Raw genomic sequence first — 18,674 nt, forward strand, 5'->3', positions numbered from 1 at the left:
CAACCGTTCCGAACACAGGAGTCGTTCATGAAAAGATATGCCCTCGTACTGCTGGCCCTTGCCGCCATGGTGGCGCTTGCCGGGTGCAACCAGCCCAAGTCCGGCGGCATCGCCGTGGTGAACACCGCCCGCGTCTACCAGGAAAGCGAGGCGGGCAAGGCCGGGGTGAAGCACCTTGAAACGCTGCACGAAGAAATGCAGAACCAGCTCAACCAGATGCAGGAATCACTGCAAAAGGACCAGAGCGACGACAACAAGCGCAAGTTCCAGGAAGCCTTTGCCGACTACCAGAAGCGCATGGGCGCCGAACAGCAGCAGGTCATCTCCGTCCTGAACGAGAACCTGCAGAAGGTGCTGGATTCCTACCGCGAAAAGAACGGCCTCGACGTCATCGTGGGCAACGACAACGTGCTCTCCGCAGGCCCCAGCGCCGACGTTACCGGCAACATCGTGGCCGAACTGAACAAGATGAACATCACCTTCAAGGCTCTTGAGGCGGAAGCCCCGGCCAAGCCGGCGGAAGCCCCCAAGCAGTAGCGCTTGCGGGCAAAGGGCCTGCGCCCGCCATGCCCGCATATGACGAACACAAGCCAATGACAGGGGCGCCCCGGCAGGCCGGGGCGCCCTTTTTTGCGTCCGGCGCGTGGCGGCAGCAGTGGCGCCCACCCGGGAAAGATGGGGGAGTTGCGGTGTTGCGGTGTGACGGTGGTGGTGGGGCCGTCGCGTGCCTCGTCATTCGTGGCGCAGCGCCTGCACCAGTTCACGGTAGCGCGGCGTTTCGGCCAGGTCGCGCAGGGCGGACTCGATGCGCTCGGCGGTGGCGGTGTCCACCCCTCCGGCCAGCATCAGGTAGCGCGATTCTCCCTTGGGATTGCCCGGCACCGGGCGCAGGGTCAGGGCCGTGCCAAGGTCCGGGTGGGTGCGCAGCAGGTGGGCCGCCTCTTCATGGCTCATGAAGGTGATGTCGTACGTGCCGCCCGCTATGGAGCGCAGCATCAGCGCATTTTCGTCTCGGGTGCGGGTGGGCGAGGAGCCGGTACGCTCCAGCGCCCGCGCCAGCCAGTCGCCGTACCAGTAGCCGTCTCCCAGCACCACGCGCAGCCCCCCGGCCAGCAGCGAATCGAGTGACCGGGCAGAGGCGGCCAGGCCCGCATCGGCGCGGCGCACGACGATGGCTGGCGGCAGCGGAACATACAGGGGGCCGATGAAGCGGGCGAAGGCATCCCGCTCCGGCGTGCGGTAGACGCCGGGGGCGCAGGCAAAGGGCGCACCTGCGCGGAAGATGGTGAGGATTTCGGTGAAGGAACTGGTGACCAGCCGGGGCTTCAGGCCCGCGCGCTCCAGCGCGAGCAGGGTCATCTCCACCAACGGCCCGCCTTGTCCTTCGGGGGTTGTCGTGAAGAACGGCGGACGGTGGTAGACATAGACGGTGATTTCGCGCGGGGGCGGGGCGGAGGGGGCGGCATGCCCCGTGCACGCCAGCGTGGCACAGGCGGCCAGCACAAGCAGCAGGATGACCAGTGGGCGCGGGCAGGGACTGACGCAGAGGGGCCGGGCGCAGTGCGGGGGCATGGCAACCTCCGGCTGTGGTTGGGGAGTGGGGCTTGGATACAGGGTGCCGCGACCGTGGTCGAGGCTGAATGATTATTACGCACGGTGCATGCCGGGCGGCATTGCCGGGGGGAAGGGCGGGTGCGCGTGGGTGCCAGGCGGTGCACGGGGCGTTCGGGAACGCGGGGAGCCCCACAGGGGCACGGCGTGGGGATGCACCGGAAACCGGCAGGCACGGGCCCGTATGATCGGCCCAGGATGATCGGCCCCGTATGATCGGCCCTGGATGATCGGACCCGTATGATCGGGCCAGGCGCATGCATCAGGTGCGTGGATCAGGGCGTGGCGGGGGCTGGTTCCGGCGTGTCACCCGGCATGTCGCCCAGCACGGTGGCGATGGCTTCGTCGATGCGCCGCATGGTGGCCTCGTCCACGCCGCCCCCGCACATCAGGTGGCGGGTCTGGGGCTGACCCGGCAGCGCGTCCTGCCCGGTCAGGGGCACCAGTTGCAACGCCTGGAGCAACCGGGGTGACCGGCGCAGCAGTTCGGTGGCCTCTTCCTGTTCCATCAGGGTCATGTCGTAACGGGCGGAGGCCAGCATTTCCAGCAGGGCGGCGTTGTCCGCCGTGCTGCGGTAGACCGGCGCGCGGGACCGGGCCAGCGCCTCGTCCAGGGCCGGGCCGTACGAAAAGCCGTCGCGCAGCACCATGCGCAGCCCGGTGGCCAACAGCCCGGTCAGCCCCCTGCCTCCATCCGTCCGGAGCGCCACATCGGCCCGCAGCACCGCCACCGGGGGCTGGTTGCGGTAGATGGGGGCGCTGAACCGCGCGAACTGTTCGCGTTCGCGGGTGCGGTACCAGCCGGGCGAGCAGGCATGGACCGTGGAGTCCTGTTGGAACAGCGCCACGATGCGCTTGGGCGGCATTTCCGTGACGTGGTAGGGAATGTGCGCGGCGTCCAGCACGCCCCGCACGGCATCGATGAGAAAGCCCCCGGCCACGCCCTGCTCGAAGGTGTAGTAGGGCGGGCGATGGAAGGCGAGGATGGCCAACTCGCGCGGGGCGGGATTGTTGGTTTGCCCGGTGTCGCCCTCATCCGCCAGCACGGGGCCGGGCAGGGCCAACAGGCACCAGAGCATGCCCGCGAGGGCAAGACCGGTGGCCGTCGGAAGGCCAGGGTGGGAACGGCTGGCGTGCATGGCTGCCTTTCGGGTGTGGCACGCGGCTGTGTGTCGGGAGACGCGGCAGGTCCGGATGGAGACGTGCCGCAGGATCACCGCATGTCCGTAATCATTGATGATAGGCGGCAGGGGGAGGGCGGTCAAGCGACAAGGAAATTGCGGCGACAGCCTTGCGTGAAGGGGGGCGCCAGAGAGAACCGGCATTTCTTCCATCCCCTTTGGCAGCCAGGCAGCCAGCCAGATTCCTTGCCATTGCGCTGGGCCCCCAGGGGCGTGCGCGAACATTTTCGCCCGGTCTGTTCCGTCCAGTCAAGGCCGGGCCTGCCGGCAATGCAAAAGCCCCCGGAGCGATGCTCCGGGGGCTTGCGTGCATGGTGCGCCAGGAAGGATTCGAACCTCCGACCTACAGGTTCGTAGCCTGTTGCTCTATCCAGCTGGGCTACTGGCGCACAAGGTGCGCTGTTTCGCGGGGCTTGCGTCCCGCCACGGAAGCGGCTGCCGTGGTGCATGGTTCCGGTGCATGCAGGAGTGGTGCGCCAGGAAGGATTCGAACCTCCGACCTACAGGTTCGTAGCCTGTTGCTCTATCCAGCTGGGCTACTGGCGCGTGTCTCCGGAACACTTGCGAACATGCTGGCGTGACGCCCGCGAGGTCCGCATTTTCAACTGGTGCGCCGGGAGAGATTCGAACTCCCGACCTACAGGTTCGTAGCCTGTTGCTCTATCCAACTGAGCTACCGGCGCAGCGAGAGAAGGCATATATGCCCGATGGGGCCGGATCGTCAAGCGATTTCGTGCTTGCCGTGCACACTGTTTTGCACGCGGCGGCACGATGCCCGCCAGCCCGCGCCGGATGCGGGATGCATGGTGGCGGGGCGTGGAGGATGGCGCGCAGTTCAATGGCCACGGGGCGATCGTCCCGACGCGATCCGATACTCCCGCGCGTCCCCTCACCCTCCTGCCCATGGTGGGCGGCTCCAGGCGGTTGCCCCGCCCCGGTGAAAGGGATAGACCGGCCTCTCCGGTTTTTCGGTTGGAGGACCCATGAGCCTTGATGCCAAGATCGACGATGCGCGCCAACTGCTGCGCGAGGTGCTGACCCTGCACGGGCCGGGCCGCGTGGCCGTGGCCTGGACCGGCGGCAAGGATTCCACCCTGGCGCTGGCCCTGTGGCGCGGCGTGCTGCGCGATGCAACGCCCGAGGCGCGCCCGCTGTGCCTGAATCTTGACACGGGCTGCAAGTTTCCTGAAGTGTTAGCCTTTCGCGACAGGCTGGCTGTGGAGTGGGGCGTTACCCTGCACATCGCCCGTCCGGACGTGGCCCCCGGCTATCCCGTGGCGGTGGACCGGGCCACCTGCTGCCGCGACCTGAAGGTGGCGCCGTTGCAGCGCGCAGTGCGTGCGCTGGACGTGGCGGTGCTGCTTACCGGCATCCGCCGCGACGAACATCCCGACAGGGCCGCGCGGTCCGTGCGGGAACCGGTGACGGAGCCGCCCCATCTGCGCGTGCACCCGGTGCTGGACTTCAGCGAGATGGATGTGTGGGCCGCCACCATGCAGCTTGGCCTGCCCCACTGCGAACTGTACGACCGGGGCTACCGTTCGCTGGGCTGCATGCCGTGCACCCTGCCGCCGGAAGGCACGCAGGGCACGGGGGGCGAGCGTGCCGGGCGCGCCGCCGACAAGGAGGCCATGCTGGCCTCGCTGCACGCCCTGGGCTATTTCTGAAGGTTTCAGCCCGGCAGGGGTTAGCCTGAGGGCCTGACATCATGCCCCCCCCGCGCATGCGAAAGGGGACGGAAGCCTCGTGACTTCCGTCCCCTTTTCGCGTGCCCGTCACGCCGGGTGGCTGCAAGCGGCTACGTGCGGTCGCAGTATACGTTTTCCATGAACGATTCCAGGGCCTCGTCCATCTGGGCCACGTATTCGCCCACGTCGTGGGTGGAATGGCAGGTGGTGCAGCGCAGGAACACCTCGTGACAGGTGCGCTCCACGCGCAGCGCGGTGCCGCAGGTGCGGCAGGGAATGGTGGTCTGGGCGGCCCGGGCCTGCCCGAATCCGTAGTTGGTGCTGTACATGCGGTCTCCTTGCGGCGCGGCCAGGCGTGGTGCCCGTTGAACCGATGAAGGGCGGCGGGCTGTCCCGTGCGTTGGCTGCGCAGGCGGGGCATACCCCATAGCGCCCGTACCGGCAATCCCTTTACGCCCCCTTCCCCTTGCGCAAACCCGCCCTTCGTGTACTATGGTAAATACTGCCGGTTATTGCGTGAACCGGTGCCCACGGCCCGGCACCCGGCGAATTCCGCACTCAAGGAGACCACGATGCTTTCCGAACGTATGAACCAGGCCCTGAACGATCAGGTCAAATGGGAAATGTACTCCAGCTACCTGTACCTCTCCATGTCCGCCTACTTCGCGGACATGGGGCTTTCCGGCTTCGCCAACTGGATGCGGGTGCAGGCGCAGGAAGAACTGTTCCACGCCATGAAGTTCTACGACTTCATCAACGAACGCGGCGGCAGGGTGATCCTGCAACCCATCGACGCGCCGCCCTCGTCGTGGGACGGCGTGCTGGACGCCTTCCAGAAGACCCTGGAGCACGAACGCCACGTCACCGCGCGCATCAACGACCTGGTCAACGTGGCCATCGAAGAGCGCGACCACGCCACCAACATCTTCCTGCAATGGTTCGTCACCGAACAGGTGGAGGAAGAGGACGGCGTGAACGACCTGTTGCACAAGCTGCGGCTCATCAACGGCGAAGGCCAGGGCATGCTGCTGCTGGACAAGGATCTGGCGACGCGGGTGTTTACCATGCCTGCGGCTGCGGCCTAGGCGAAAGATATCGGGCGGGCGAACCGGCGGGGCATCCTCCTGGGGAGTCTCCGGGCCGGGCGCCCGCCCGCGCATGCGTACCGCGTACGACGCGGCATGGCGGCGATACGGCACACAAGCAAGGAGGTGCGGCGTGAGCCACACAGGCAGAAACATCGTCATCGGCGGCGAGGCCGGGCAGGGTCTGGTCACCATCGGCCAGATGCTGACCAGGGCCCTGATCCGCAGCGGCTATGAGGTTGTCGTGTCGCAGGACTACATGTCCCGCGTGCGCGGCGGCCACAACACCTACAGCATCCGCGTGCACGACGCGCCCATCGCCGCCCCGGCGGAAGCCATGGACGTGCTGGTGGCCCTGAACCAGGAAACCGTCAGCCTGCACAAGCACGAATTGGCGGACAACGGCATCGTCATCCTGGACGCCGGGCTGGACCCCGAAGGGACAAAGGCCGTGCCCGTGCCGTTCAAGGATGTGGCCCCGCGTCCCATTTTCGAGAATGTGGCCGCGTTGGGCGTGCTGGGTTCGCTGCTGGGCGTGGACAGGCCCACCATGGAAGGGCTGGTGCGCGAAACCTTCGGCAAGAAGGGCGACGAGGTGGTCGGCCAGAACATGAAGGTGCTGGACGATGCCTGGAAGTGGGCGGAAGCCCACCGCGCCAGTTGCGCCGCGCTGCCCGCGCCCAAGGGGCCAAAGGGCCGCATGATGCTGCACGGCAACGAGGCCATCGCCCTTGGCGCGCTGGCTGCGGGCGTCAAGTTCTGCTCGTTCTACCCCATGACCCCGGCCACCTCGGTGGCGCAGGAACTCATCACCAAGGGGCGCAAGCTGGGTGTGGTGGTGGAACAGGCCGAGGACGAGATTGCCGCCATGAACATGGCCCTGGGGGCTACCTATGCGGGCGCCAAGGCGCTGGTGCCCACCTCCGGCGGCGGTTTTGCCCTGATGACGGAGGGCGTCAGCCTTGCGGGCGTCATGGAGGCCCCGGTGGTCATCGTGCTGGCCCAGCGGCCCGGCCCGGCCACCGGCCTGCCCACCCGCACCGAACAGGCCGACCTGAACCTGGCCCTGTACGCGGGCCACGGCGAATTCCCCCGCGCCATCCTGGCCCCAGCCACCATCGAGGACTGCTTCCACCTTACCCACGCGGCCTTCGACCTGACCGAGCGCTTCCAGACGCCGGTCTTCGTGCTGACCGACCAGTACCTGTCCGACTCGTACCGCGCGGTGGTTCCCTTCGACCTGGATGCGCTGCCCCCCGTGGCCGAGCCGGACTTCAGCCCCGGCGGCGGTCCGAAGTTCAAGCGCTACAAGCGCTACGAACTGACCGAAAGCGGCGTCTCGCCCCGCAAGGTGCCCGGCTTTACCGAAACCCTGGTGCTGGCCGACTGCCACGAACACACCGAGCAGGGCAACATCACCGAAGATGCGGACCTGCGCAACGCCATGAACGACAAGCGGCTGCGCAAGGGCGCAGGGCTGCGCGCGCTGTGCATTCCCCCGCGCGTGTCCGGCGATGCCAGGCCCGACCTGCTGCTGGTCTGCTGGGGCTCCAGCGAGGGGCCGGTGGCCGAGGCGGCGGAGATGCTGCGCGCCAAGGGCCGCAGCGTGGGCGTCATGAGCTTTACCCAGGTCTGGCCGCTGGACCCCGCGCAATTCCTGCCCGCCCTTCAGGCGGCGAAGGAAGTGGTGTGCGTGGAAGGCAACGCCACGGGGCAGTTCGCCCGCCTGCTGCGGCAGGAGACCGGATTCGAGGTGTCGCGCACGCTGCTGCGCTATGACGGGCGCATATTCACGCCCAACTGGCTTGCGGAACGGTTGGGCTAGGCAACCCGGCCTTTTCCCGCTGGTGGCTCGGACAACCGAATTTCCAGGAGCGATCATGGATATCGAAGTCTACGGCGAATACAAGAAGACCGCGTGGTGCCCCGGCTGCGGCAACCACGACGTGATGAAGGCCGTGCGCCAGGCGCTGGCCGGGCTGGACCTTGCCCCCAACAGGGTGGCGCACGTTTCCGGCATCGGGCAGGCGGCCAAGGCTCCGCACTACATCGACCTTAACGGCTTCAACGGGCTGCACGGGCGCGGCCTGCCCCCGGCGCAGGCCATCAAGCTGTGCAACCCGGAGCTGACCGTCATTGCCCAGAGCGGTGATGGCTGCAACTACGGCGAGGGCGGCAACCACTTTCTGGCAGCCATCCGCCGCAACGTGGACATGACCCTGCTGGTGCACGACAACCAGATCTACGGGCTGACCAAGGGGCAGGCCAGCCCCACCACCCCGGAAGGGCAGATCACCAAGAGCCAGCCCGACGGGGTGCGCAATGCGCCGTTCAACCCCATTGCCGTGGCCGTGGCCATGAAGTGCTCGTTCGTGGCGCGCTCGTTCTCGGGCAACACCCCGCATCTGGTGAAAATGATCCAGCTGGCCATCCAGCACAAGGGCTTCGCATTGGTGGACCTGTTCTCGCCGTGCGTGTCGTTCAACAAGGTCAACACCTTCGGCTGGTACAAGCAGCGCTGCCAGGAACTGCCGGAAGACTACGACCCCACCGACTGGGCAGCCGCCATGCAGGTGGCGCAGGAATTCGGCGAACGCATCCCCATCGGGGTCATCTACCGCAACGACCGGCCCTCGCTGGATGGCAGCCTGCCGGTGCTGCGGAATGGACCGCTGGGCCGCCAGCCCGTGGACAGGGACGGGTTGCGGGCGTTGATGCAGTCCTACACGTAGAAACTGTTTCCAGATTGTCTTTTCGCCCGTTGGGCCGAGCATCACCGTGCAACCGGCCCAACGGGAAACGCAAGGGAGGGGTACCATGACCAAGGTCGTGCTGTATGCCATCCAGGGCGAGGTGCCCTGTTTCGTGCACGTGATGCTGAACGCGCTGGACATGCACGCGCGCGGCTGGGACGTGCGCGTGGTGGTGGAAGGGCAGGCCATTAAGGCCCTGCCCGTGGTGGCGGGTACCGGGCACACCATGCGTCCGCTGTTCGAGAAGGCGCGCGACGCCGGGCTGTTCGTAGGGGCCTGCAAGGCCTGTGCGTCCATCCAGCGCATGACCGAAGAGGTGCAGGCCACCGGCCTGGAACTCATTGGCGACATGAGCGGCCACCCGGCCATGGGCGACTGGATCGAACAGGGCTACGCGGTGATCACCATGTAACCTGCCTGTGCTGCGGACTGTGCTGCGAACGCGCGTCTGCCCGATCTCTTTGCCGGGCAGCCTGGCCGCACACGCGATGCGCCCCGCCGGATGATGTTCCGGCGGGGCGCGGTGCGTTGGCGTGCGGAAGCGGGCGGGGCGTCTGGCCCTGCGGCGCAAGGGGGCAGCGTTGTTCTGCTATTCACCCATCACGGCGCGCAGCAGCGAGGCCAGTTGGCGGCGCACCAGTTCGGTTTCCGCCGGGGTTACCTGCGGCATGTCGGCGGGGCGGTTGGCGCCCGCCAGCGCGTCGCCCTCCTCTATGTCGGCCAGCGCCGCCGCCGAGCGGCCCATGATGCAGAAGAACCGCTCCGGCTTCCAGCCCATGCGTTCGAGTTCCGTCGCGGCAGGCGCGGAATATTCGAAACCGGGCTGGCCGTCCGCGCCCACGGTGGGGTGGGGCGCATCCCCGAGGTTGGGCGTGCGTTTGGCCCAGTCGCGGAAGCGGGGAAAGTCGTCGATGAAGCGGGTCAACTCGGCGTTGTCGAAGGGGGGCTGGTCATAGAACCCCGCCGCGCGGGCCTCGGGCGCGGCCAGCAGAAGCAGCGCAAGGCAGAGGCAGGCCAGGGACGCGGCAAGGCCGCAGGTGCGGCGGCGCGGGGCAAGGCGGGATGAAGGCGTAAACATGGAAATCCTTTGGTTGCGGTAGGGGGCGGGGATGCCTGCGGCGGTGTCGGCAGGCCCCGGATGTCCCTGCCTGTCTACAGGCGGGGGCGGCGAAAGGGAAGCCTGTCAGGTGTGTCTGTACGGCAAGCCTGTCCGGAAAGTTCGTGGGGGGGAGGGGCGTGAGAACCCGCGAAGAAGGGGGGATGCTGGCGGCCCCGATTTGCCGCGTGGCATGCCGCGCGGCATGCGGTGAGCCTGCCTGGCCGTGGCCCTGTCCGTCCGGTACGCTATCCGTCCGTTCACGCCGCAAGCGCGGGAACGAAACGGCCGGTGCGTTGCCGCACCGGCCGGTACCTCCATGAATCCGGCAGCGTGCGCCCCGAAGGGGCGGCAGGCGCCGACCAGCGCTGCTAATCGTACTTCACCGAGCTGATCTTCATCAGACGGTCCCAGTTGTGGTACGATTCGATGTAGCGGATGGTGCCGGTCTTGCCGCGAATGACCACCGAGTGGGTGATGGCGCCAACGCCGGTGTACTGCACCCCGCGCAGGAAGGTGCCGCCGGAGATGCCCGTGGCGGCAAAGAACACCTCGTCGCTGCGCACCAGGGTATCCACGGTGTGGATTTCGCGCAGGTCAAGGCCCGCGTCGTGCAGGGCTTCCTTTTCAGGGTAGGACTGCGGGTCCAGGCGGGCCAGCATCTGGCCGCCCACGCCCTTGATGGCACAGGCCGCCAGCACGCCCTCGGGGGTGCCGCCGGTGCCCATCATCACGTCCACCTCGGAGCGCGGGTCAACGGCCATCAGCGCACCGGCCACGTCGCCGTCGGTGTGCAGCTGGATGCGTGCACCCGATTCGCGGATGCGCTGGATGAGCTTTTCGTGGCGGGGCTTGTCCAGCACGAAGACCACCAGGTCGTCCACGTCCTTGCCCAGCGCTTTCGCGATCTTCTGAAGATTTTCCTTCACCGGGGCGTCGATGTCGATGACGTCACGCGCGGCAGGGCCCACCACCAGCTTCTGCATGTAGAAGCTGGGGCCGGGGTTGTACATGGTGCCCGCGGGGGCCACGCCCACCACGGAAATGGCGTTGGGGCGGCCATAGGCCAGCAGCTTGGTGCCTTCCACAGGGTCCACGGCCACGTCGATGGCCGGGCCCCGGCCGCTGCCCACCTTCTCGCCGTTGTGCAGCATGGGGGCGTGGTCCTTCTCGCCTTCGCCGATGATCACGTGACCGGCCACGTTCAGCGAATTGAAGGACAGGCGCATGGCGTCAACGGCAGCGCCGTCGCCCGCGTCGTTGTTGCCCTTGCCCAGCCAGCGGGCGGAGGCCAGCGCGGCGGCTTCGGTGACGCGCACGAGATCGAGGGCGAGATTCTTTTGCGGGGCTTCCATCAACGGTCCTCCAGTGGGGTGGTGCTTCTTGCTTCGGAAACGCGACGCGCCGCGTGAGCCCGCGCGGCACAGGGCCGTGCGGGGCGCGGGCGCGGGCTGCCTCCGGCGGTCGGAGGGGCGGCCCGGCAGGGCGACGAAGAGTGCGCGCCGTGCGTCCGGTGGGGACTCTAGCGCAGGCCCTTTGCGGCTTCAAGACAAAACACGGGCCGTTGCGAGACAGCGTGCACCGACGCCTCTGCGCAGATGGCCGGGCAGGGCGGGCGGGGGATGCCACGGAACGAAAGCGCGCCCGGAAAGCGGTGGCTTCCGGGCGCGATGCGTGCAGGGAACGGCGGTGCCTGGAGACGGTGTGCCTATCGGAACACCACGGTCTTGCTGCCATTCAGCAGCACCCGGTGCTCGATGTGAAAGCGCACGGCCCGCGCCAGGGCCAGGCATTCCACGTCACGGCCCACGGCCACCAGGTCGTCGGGCATGTGCGAATGGTCCACCCGTGCCACTTCCTGCTCGATGATCGGGCCTTCGTCCAGGTTTTCGGTGACATAGTGGGCGGTGGCGCCGATCAGCTTTACCCCGCGCGCGAAGGCCTGGTGATAGGGCGAGGCCCCCTTGAAGCTGGGCAGGAAGGAGTGGTGGATGTTGATCACCCGCCCCTTGAACCGGGCGCAGAATTCCGGCGAAAGGATTTGCATGTACCGGGCCAGCACCACGAGATCGATGGATTGTTCATCGATGATTTTGGCGATGCGTTCTTCCTGCTCTGCCTTGTTTTCCTTGGAAATGGGCAGGTAGTGGAAGGGAATGTCGTGCATCTCGGCGATGCGCTGGAAATCGTGGTGGTTGGAGACGATGGCCGGGATGGTGGCGTTCAGCGCGCCCGTCTCGCAGCGGAACATGATGTCGTTCAGACAGTGCCCGAAGCGCGAGACCAGCACCAAGATACGCGCGGTACTGCCCGCGTCGAAGAGCTGCCACTCCATGTCAAAGGTGGCGGCCACGCCCGCGAACAGCCGTTCCAGTTCCGGGCGACCGGGGCCGTCGGCGGGCATTTCGAAATGGATGCGCAGGAAGAAGCGCTTGCTTTCGCGGTCGCCGAACTGGGCGCTGTCCAGAATGTTGCAGCGCTGCACGGCGAGAAAGGTGGAAACCGTGGCCACGATGCCGATGCGGTCGGGGCAGGAGATGGTCAGGATGTACGGAGAGGCCATGCGTGGTCCTTGTGCGACGTGGCCCGGTGCGCGGGCGCGATGCGGTTTGGTCTCCTGCGGCTGCGGTGGCTGGTCATGTGGTGTGATGGGTTGCCTTACGACAGAACCGCGTGCGCTTCAACAGGATTAGGCGCGGGGATGTTGGGGCGGGCGGGGGAATGCGGGCGAACGGTGCCCTGGAAGACCGCCAGGTGGCATGCGAGAGGTTGCGGCATCCGGAAAGGCGCAACTCGCTCCGCCGCGCGGGCGCAGCGAAACCGTTGGCGGACCGGGGGGACTGGGGGGGGGCTGGGGGGCGGACTGGGGGGCGGACCGGAAGCAGGAGGGAAAACGGCGCGGCGGGGGCCTACAGGCAGGTGCCAATGCCGTCCATGTAGAAGCGGGTGACCTGGGGCAGGGTGGCGTGGTCGCCTTCGCGGCGGCGTGCCCAGCGGCGGCGGAACATGCGCGCCGCCTTGCGGAACTTGTCGGATTCGAAGCCCAGCATGTTCAGTGCCATGAGGGCGTCGTCGATGGTCAGACGTCCCTTTTCGATGAAGCCGTCCAGTTGGCGGCATACGGCATAGAAGCACTGCACCCGGCGTCGGGGTGAGAAGAACCCGATGGAGGGCATGCGCGCACGCAGGGCGTCCACGGCCTCGCGCAGGGCGTCGAAGTCGTCGATGCAGCGGATGGCTTCGTGCATGGGCATGCACTTGCGGTTCAGGAATTCCGCGAATTCATTCAGGGTACTGAAGCGGCGGCGGGACATTGGCGCACCTCCCGACCGGTTACGGTCAGCGATGGTGGACGTGAATGCGATATTCTGCGCCATTTGTCGGCAAAGGACAAGCGCATGTCGCCCATCGTGCGCGGGTGCCAGGGGCGGTGCTGCGGGCGATCGGCCAAAAAGGGCGGGGCCGGGCGTGCTGCCCGGCCCCGGACGGCCTTACTGGTTCTGGGTCTTCGAGTTCTTGGTGGTCTTTGCGGCCTTGGTGGTCTTGTCCACCTTGGCGACCTTGATCTGCTTCTTGGCGGCGGCCTGCTGGGCGTTCTTCTTTTTCACGGCCACCTTCTTGGTGGCTTTTTTCTTTTGCTGCACCTGCTGGTTTTCGATGGTCTGCGGCTTCTTCACCGTGGCGGCTTGACCGACGGCGGGCAGGGCCAGAAACGACACGCACAGGGCGGCGAGAAGGGCTTTGGTCAGGGTCTTCATGGTATGCAGCCTCCTGCAAGGGATTGTTTGCGCCTTCTCTGCGCTCATGGCTGCAAAAGTCAACCGGAAAATATCCGTACAGTTCGTCACTGTGGGTGTGTACAGGGAAAAACGGAAAAAAATCCGCAAACAAGATCGTCAGGAACGGGATAATGATCATGCGTTGCACGGTTGTGCGGTTAAAAAATCTTGCTTGATTGTCAAGGTATATGTGTAAGAAGTTGCACAGTGTTTGTGGAGCATGCCGTAAAGAATGCAGCATGCCGCGTGTGGCGCATGCGTATATGGTCGAACGGTTGTTCCCTTGCGGCGTGGCGGTGCCCATGCATGCGGCGGGACGGAATGAACCGCCGCATGCCTCTGACTGGGGGTGGGGCGCTTGGCAGGATATGCAATGCGGACGCGCGCGTTGCCATCGCGGGCGCTTTTCCATAGCCTGACAGCGCACGGCGCCAGCGCACCGCATGGCCGCACGCGTGTCGCACCTTTCCGTCACCCGAAACCCCACGGAACCATGTCCGCATCTCTTCCTTTCGACGCTTCGGCACATCCCGCCGTCCACCCGCTCGTCCACCCGCTCGTCCAGCTGCTGGCCACCGGCACGGTGCTGCCGGGCGCACCGGCAGTGCCCCCCCTTCCGGTGGACGCCGAACTGCCGCGCCTGCTGCGCGCGCTGTCCGAGGGCGCGCGCGCGGTGTTGCAGGCTCCCCCTGGCGCGGGCAAGACCACCCGCGTGCCGCTGGCCCTGCTGGCGGCCCCGTGGCTGGAAGGGCGCAAGGTGGTGCTGCTGGAGCCCCGGCGACTGGCCGCGCGGGCTGCGGCCCGGCGCATGGCCGCCACCCTGGGCGAGGCGGTGGGCGACACCGTGGGCTACCGCATGCGTCTGGATACCCGCGTCGGGCCGCGCACTCGGGTGGAAGTCGTAACCGAAGGCGTGCTGACGCGCATGCTCCAGACCGACCCGGAACTGGCCGACGTGGGGTGCGTGATCTTTGACGAATTTCACGAACGCAGCCTGCACGCGGACCTTGGCCTTGCCCTGTGCCTGGACTGTCAGGAAGGGCTGCGGCCGGACCTGCGGCTGGTGGTCATGTCGGCCACGCTGGACTGCGGCCCGGTGGCAACGCTGCTGGAGGGTTGTCCGGTCATTGAAAGCGCGGGGCGCGCCTTTCCGGTGGATACCCGCCACCTGCCGCCCGCGCGCAACTGGCTGCCCTACGAGACTACGCCGCCAGGCGTGCTGGAGGACGCGGTGGCCGACGCCGTACGCCGCGCCCTGCACGAGGAGCCGGGCAGCCTGCTGGTGTTCCTGCCGGGGGCCGGGGAAATCCGGCGTACGGCGGAAAGGCTGGCGAGGCTGGCAGACACGCCGCACGCCCCGGTAGCCGTGCATGCCCTGTACGGCGATCTGGCCCCGGAACTTCAGGACGCGGCCATAGCCCCCGCGCTGTCCGGTACGCGCAAGGTGGTGCTGGCCACGGCCATAGCCGAGACCAGCCTGACCATCGACGGCGTGCGGGTGGTCATCGACGCCGGTCTTGCGCGGGTGCCGCGCTTTGATCCGCGTTCCGGCATGTCGCGCCTTGTGACCGAACGGGTGTCGCTGGCCGGGGCGGACCAGCGCCGGGGCCGCGCCGGACGCACCGGGCCGGGCGTGTGCTGGCGGCTGTGGCGCGAGGGCGAGGAAGCAACGCTGCGCCCCTTTGCCCGCCCGGAGATTCTGGATGCCGACCTTGCCCCGCTGCTGCTGGAACTGGCCCAGTGGGGCGTGCCGGAGGCCTCGGCCCTGCGCTGGCTGGATGGGCCGCCGCAGGCCAACCTGACCCAGGCGCGCGAGTTGTTGACCCTGCTGGGCGCGCTGGACGCGGCAGGGCGCATCACACCGCATGGCAGGCGGGTGGCCGTGCTGCCGTTGCATCCGCGTCTGGCGCACATGGTGGTGCGGGCCGGGGAACTGAGGCTTGGCGCCACGGCCTGCTGCGTGGCGGCCCTGCTGGAGGAGCGCGACCCGTTGCGCGATGCCGGGGCGGACCTGCGGCAGCGTGTGGCCCTGCTGGCCGGGGACGGGTGTGGCGCAGGCAACGGCCCCATGCTGACCCGTCTGCGCGAGGCTGCCCGCCAGGTGGCCCGGCTGGCCGGTGTGGACCTTGGTGCTGCCGGAAGCCGGGGGAAGGCGGCACGGCAGGGCGCGCGGCCCGACCCGGAGGCCACCGGCGAGGTGCTGGCCCTGGCCTATCCGGACCGGGTGGCCGAGGGGCGCGGGCAGGGACTGTTCCGCCTGTCCTGCGGGCGCGGGGCCTATCTGCCGCCGGAAGACCCGCTGTCGCGCGAATCCTTTCTGGCCGTGGGCGACATGGACGGCGACGCGGCGCGCGGGCGCATCCGGCGATGCGCGCCGCTGTCGCGGCAGCACATCGAGGAGGCGTTCGCCGCATCCATCGTTGCGGGGGCCTTCGTGGTCTGGGATGACCGGGCCGAGGCCGTGGCCGCGCGACGGCAGCGGCGGCTGGGCGCGCTGGTGCTGGACGACGCCCCGCACGACGCGGCGGACCCGGAGGCGGTGACGGCGGCGGTGGTGGCGGGTATCCGTTCCATCGGGCTGCAGTGCCTGCCGTGGACGCCGGAACTGGAGCAATGGCGCGCGCGGGTGGCCTTGCTGCGCGGGCTGGAAGCGGGTGCAGCGGGGGGCGAACCGGGCAGGACAGCGGAAGTGGGGGAGCCAGGGCGGACGTTGGGAGCGGGCGCAGCGGGCCGGACAGCGGATGATGCGCCGCCCGCGCCATCCTTTCCGGGCGAGTCTGCCAGTCCGAACGAGTCTGCCAGTATGGACCTGCTTATCTGTCCGCACCTGTCCATCTGGCCTGACGTGTCCGATGGGGCCCTGCTGGCCGGGCTGGAGCACTGGCTGGCGCCGTATCTGTCCGGCATTACCCGGCGTACGCAGTTTTCGCGCATCGACCTTGCGGGCGCGCTGGCGGCCCTGCTGCCGTGGGAACTGACGCGGCGGCTGGACGCCGAGGCCCCGGAACGCATCGAGGTGCCGTCCGGCTCGCAGGTGCTGGTGGATTACGCGGCGGAAGGCGGCCCGGTGCTGGCGGTGAAGTTGCAGGAAATGTTCGGCGCGCGGGAAACGCCCCGCGTGGGCGGGGGGCGCGTGCCGGTGGTGGTGCACCTGCTGTCGCCCGCCGGGCGACCATTGCAGGTCACGCGGGACCTGGCCGGATTCTGGCGCACGGGGTATCCTGCGGTGCGGGCGGAGATGCGGGGCCGCTACCCCAAGCACCCCTGGCCGGAAGACCCGTTGGCCGCACCACCCACCCGGCTGACCACGCGGCGCATGCAGCAGGCAGCCACGGCGGGCGCAGCGCCGGGAAATGGCGGCGGCAACACCAGCGGGAAGGATGGCGGAATTGGCGGCGGCAAGGGCGGGGGACGCACCCGCTGACGGCTGGCGCCGTTGGGTGTGCACGATTTTTCGCGGGAGACAGGAATTCGCATGTCCTTGGGGACGGCCTGGGCGATGCTGCGGGGCGCTTTTGCCCGCATGCCTGGGTTCGGCCCCGGCAGGGCGCTGCCCAATATCGGTAGTATCGCGCAGCAGGCCCGACTGACGCTTCCCGGTTGCCCAGACAGGCGTGGGTCTGCTATCGCCGGAAAAAAGGAGACACACGAGATGACGCATCAACGCCGCGCGCGGTCCGCACCGGATGCCGGGCCTGCCCGCAGGTCGGCCTTTCGTCCGGGACGATGGTCGAACCTGTCGCCCGTCCCGCTGCTGATCCTGTTGCTGGCGGCCCTGCTGGCGGGCGGCTGCGGCCCCAAGCGGTCCATCACCGGCTTTCCCGGCGAATCCACGCAGGAAGCCCGGCCCGCACCGCAACAGGCCGAACCGCAGCGGCCCCGCACCGTCACCCTGAGCACGCCGTATGATTCCAAGGAGGCGCGCCGCAAGCTGGCCCCCGGCAAGAACAGCATCCGGGGAACGGCCACGGCCAAAACGCCCGGCGGCGAGGTGGCCACCTGTGCGGGCAAGCCGGTGACGCTGGTGCCGGTGACGGCCTATTCCAGCGAACGCATGTTCGCCATCTACGGCAGCGACGACAAGGGCACCCTGCGCCTGGGGCAGGGCGCGGCACCGCCGCCGGTCATCACCAACGACGACCCGCGCTACCTTGCCGACCACCCGCAGACGGTGTGCACCGACAGCGGTACCTTCGTCTTCAAGGATATCGCCGACGGGCAGTTCTTCATCGTTACCGGGTTCACCTGGCTGACCGACGACAAGAAGCCGCAGGGCGTCGGGCTGATGCAGCGGGTTTCCGTGTCTGGCGGACAGACGAAGAAGCTGGACATGAAGCCGTAGCGGAGAGGACGCAGGCGCAGCCGCGCGGCCCAGATATGCCGTTGCCCAGTGTCTGCGCCCGTGCCCACGCCTTGCGTTGGCCGCGTTTTGGGTTGCCGCCGCGCGATACTCCGGATCGTTGCTTTCCTCTGTTTGCAACTTCCCGCGAAAGGTGGGAAGTTGCCTTTCCGGCAGCACACGCTGGTACTGTTTCCGGCCTTGGGAGGCGTCCTGCGCCTTCTTCGGTCGTTTTTTGCGTTTTGCAGCCCGTGATGTCCGTCGCCCCCATTGCGCCCTGTGCGCCCTGTGCGCCAATCACGCAAGGCGCGTGAACCACTCTGTCGTACCGGTCGCACCGGGGCGCACATCGCGTCCGCCGTCCCAACCCACCTGAACTGATGGAAGTTTTCATGGATAGAACAAAAGCCTTGAAAAGATACCTGTTCTTCGGATGTTCGCTGTTTCTGTGCGCCTTCGGCATCGCCCTGGTCACCAACGCCCGGCTGGGCACCACCCCCATCACCAGCGTGCCGTACGTGCTGTCGCTGCTGTCGGGCCTGTCGCTGGGCCTGCTTACCCTGCTGGTGAACATTGTGTTCGTTGCCCTGCAAATGCTGGTGATGCGCGAAGGACTGTCGCGCAAGTACCTGGTGCAGATGCCCGTGGTGATGGTGTTCAGCGTGTTCATCGACATCGCCATGGCCCTGACGAAGTTTCTGCCGTTGGACGGCTACCCGTTGCAGATGGCGGCTGTGGTCGTGGGCAGCGCCATCCTGGGGCTGGGCATCGCCTTCGAGATCGTCTGCCAGGTTGGCATACTGCCCGGCGAAGGGCTGGTGGTGGCCATCGCCTACCGCACGCGGCTGGCCGTGGGCAACGTGAAGACCCTGTTCGACTGCGGCCACGTGGTGGTGGCTGTCGTCCTTAGCCTGATATTCGCGGGCACGGTGCTGGGGCTGCGCGAGGGCACGGTGGTTTCCGCCCTGCTGGTGGGCAACTTCGTGCGGCTGAGCGGGCCGCTGGCCCAGCGGTCCACGCGGTTGTGGACGGCGTAGGGGCGTGCTGTTTTGCGGCGTCGGGCCTTCGCCGCGTGCTGCACAGCCAGTAACGCCGAAGCCAGCGACACTGTGCGCGGCGGGACGGGGGCAGGCCTGGGCGGT

Annotated in this window: 17 protein-coding genes and 3 tRNA genes; 9 read left to right on the top strand and 11 right to left on the bottom strand. The window is 67.8% G+C overall.

The annotated features are described in order from the left end of the window. Positions 1-27: 27 nt before the first annotated feature. Positions 28-537, top strand: coding sequence for an OmpH family outer membrane protein (locus tag ABWO17_RS04385; RefSeq protein ID WP_353116365.1), 510 nt, complete (start codon positions 28-30; stop codon positions 535-537). Between the two features lie 195 nt (positions 538-732). Here ABWO17_RS04385 and ABWO17_RS04390 read toward each other — a convergent pair whose 3' ends face one another. From ABWO17_RS04390 to ABWO17_RS04410, 5 genes are all read right to left on the bottom strand, one after another. Next, complete coding sequence (locus tag ABWO17_RS04390) at positions 733-1,572, bottom strand: substrate-binding periplasmic protein (RefSeq protein ID WP_353116366.1); 840 nt, start codon at positions 1,570-1,572, stop codon at positions 733-735. Positions 1,573-1,886: 314 nt separating this feature from the next. Further along, entirely contained in the window at positions 1,887-2,750 is an 864-nt protein-coding gene (locus tag ABWO17_RS04395) for a substrate-binding periplasmic protein (RefSeq protein WP_353116367.1), read from the bottom strand. A gap of 354 nt (positions 2,751-3,104) precedes the next feature. Beyond that, positions 3,105-3,181: transfer RNA gene (locus ABWO17_RS04400), tRNA-Arg, on the bottom strand. 80 nt (positions 3,182-3,261) lie between these two features. Continuing rightward, positions 3,262-3,338: transfer RNA gene (locus tag ABWO17_RS04405), tRNA-Arg, on the bottom strand. A gap of 60 nt (positions 3,339-3,398) precedes the next feature. Then, positions 3,399-3,475, bottom strand: a tRNA-Arg gene (locus ABWO17_RS04410). Between the two features lie 300 nt (positions 3,476-3,775). On the opposite strand from ABWO17_RS04410, the gene ABWO17_RS04415 reads away from it, so the two are divergent. Beyond that, positions 3,776-4,459, top strand: coding sequence for a phosphoadenosine phosphosulfate reductase family protein (locus ABWO17_RS04415; protein WP_353116368.1), 684 nt, complete (start codon positions 3,776-3,778; stop codon positions 4,457-4,459). A 131-nt stretch (positions 4,460-4,590) separates the two neighbouring features. Here ABWO17_RS04415 and ABWO17_RS04420 read toward each other — a convergent pair whose 3' ends face one another. Next, on the bottom strand, positions 4,591-4,809 hold the full coding sequence (locus ABWO17_RS04420; protein ID WP_353116369.1) for a dual CXXC motif small (seleno)protein: 219 nt from the start codon (positions 4,807-4,809) through the stop codon (positions 4,591-4,593). A gap of 243 nt (positions 4,810-5,052) precedes the next feature. Between ABWO17_RS04420 and ABWO17_RS04425 the strand changes: the two genes are divergently transcribed. The 4 genes from ABWO17_RS04425 to ABWO17_RS04440 all read left to right on the top strand — a co-directional run bounded on the left by ABWO17_RS04425 (position 5,053) and on the right by ABWO17_RS04440 (position 8,730). Beyond that, on the top strand, positions 5,053-5,565 hold the full coding sequence (locus ABWO17_RS04425; RefSeq protein WP_353116370.1) for a ferritin: 513 nt from the start codon (positions 5,053-5,055) through the stop codon (positions 5,563-5,565). A gap of 133 nt (positions 5,566-5,698) precedes the next feature. Continuing rightward, positions 5,699-7,390, top strand: a complete 1,692-nt coding sequence (locus tag ABWO17_RS04430; RefSeq protein ID WP_353116371.1) for a 2-oxoacid:acceptor oxidoreductase subunit alpha — start codon at positions 5,699-5,701, stop codon at positions 7,388-7,390. A gap of 55 nt (positions 7,391-7,445) precedes the next feature. Further along, the gene (locus ABWO17_RS04435) at positions 7,446-8,297 is read left to right on the top strand and encodes a 2-oxoacid:ferredoxin oxidoreductase subunit beta (RefSeq protein WP_353116372.1); all 852 of its coding nucleotides are present in this window, start codon (positions 7,446-7,448) and stop codon (positions 8,295-8,297) included. A gap of 85 nt (positions 8,298-8,382) precedes the next feature. After that, on the top strand, positions 8,383-8,730 hold the full coding sequence (locus tag ABWO17_RS04440) for a cytoplasmic protein (RefSeq protein WP_353116373.1): 348 nt from the start codon (positions 8,383-8,385) through the stop codon (positions 8,728-8,730). A gap of 177 nt (positions 8,731-8,907) precedes the next feature. On the opposite strand, the gene ABWO17_RS04445 is transcribed toward ABWO17_RS04440, so the two are convergent. The 5 genes from ABWO17_RS04445 to ABWO17_RS04465 all read right to left on the bottom strand — a co-directional run bounded on the left by ABWO17_RS04445 (position 8,908) and on the right by ABWO17_RS04465 (position 13,172). Continuing rightward, positions 8,908-9,396, bottom strand: a complete 489-nt coding sequence (locus tag ABWO17_RS04445) for a hypothetical protein (protein ID WP_353116374.1) — start codon at positions 9,394-9,396, stop codon at positions 8,908-8,910. Between the two features lie 389 nt (positions 9,397-9,785). Then, a complete protein-coding gene (gene glpX, locus ABWO17_RS04450; protein ID WP_353116375.1) occupies positions 9,786-10,769 on the bottom strand; it encodes a class II fructose-bisphosphatase in 984 nt (327 codons plus the stop codon). Between the two features lie 353 nt (positions 10,770-11,122). After that, on the bottom strand, positions 11,123-11,977 hold the full coding sequence (purU, locus tag ABWO17_RS04455) for a formyltetrahydrofolate deformylase (protein ID WP_353116376.1): 855 nt from the start codon (positions 11,975-11,977) through the stop codon (positions 11,123-11,125). 346 nt (positions 11,978-12,323) lie between these two features. After that, complete coding sequence (locus ABWO17_RS04460) at positions 12,324-12,728, bottom strand: hypothetical protein (RefSeq protein WP_353116377.1); 405 nt, start codon at positions 12,726-12,728, stop codon at positions 12,324-12,326. Positions 12,729-12,905: 177 nt separating this feature from the next. Beyond that, positions 12,906-13,172 (bottom strand): hypothetical protein, encoded by a 267-nt coding sequence (locus ABWO17_RS04465; protein WP_353116378.1) that lies wholly within the window; start codon positions 13,170-13,172, stop codon positions 12,906-12,908. Between the two features lie 514 nt (positions 13,173-13,686). Between ABWO17_RS04465 and hrpB the strand changes: the two genes are divergently transcribed. The 3 genes from hrpB (at position 13,687) to ABWO17_RS04480 (ending at position 18,569) form a co-directional block, all read left to right on the top strand. Then, on the top strand, positions 13,687-16,617 hold the full coding sequence (hrpB, locus tag ABWO17_RS04470; RefSeq protein ID WP_353116379.1) for an ATP-dependent helicase HrpB: 2,931 nt from the start codon (positions 13,687-13,689) through the stop codon (positions 16,615-16,617). 228 nt (positions 16,618-16,845) lie between these two features. After that, on the top strand, positions 16,846-17,535 hold the full coding sequence (locus ABWO17_RS04475) for a hypothetical protein (protein ID WP_353116380.1): 690 nt from the start codon (positions 16,846-16,848) through the stop codon (positions 17,533-17,535). A gap of 389 nt (positions 17,536-17,924) precedes the next feature. Further along, the gene (locus ABWO17_RS04480) at positions 17,925-18,569 is read left to right on the top strand and encodes a YczE/YyaS/YitT family protein (protein ID WP_353116381.1); all 645 of its coding nucleotides are present in this window, start codon (positions 17,925-17,927) and stop codon (positions 18,567-18,569) included. Positions 18,570-18,674 lie beyond the last annotated feature (105 nt).

Source organism: Nitratidesulfovibrio sp. (genome assembly GCF_040373385.1).
Taxonomy (GTDB): domain Bacteria; phylum Desulfobacterota; class Desulfovibrionia; order Desulfovibrionales; family Desulfovibrionaceae; genus Cupidesulfovibrio.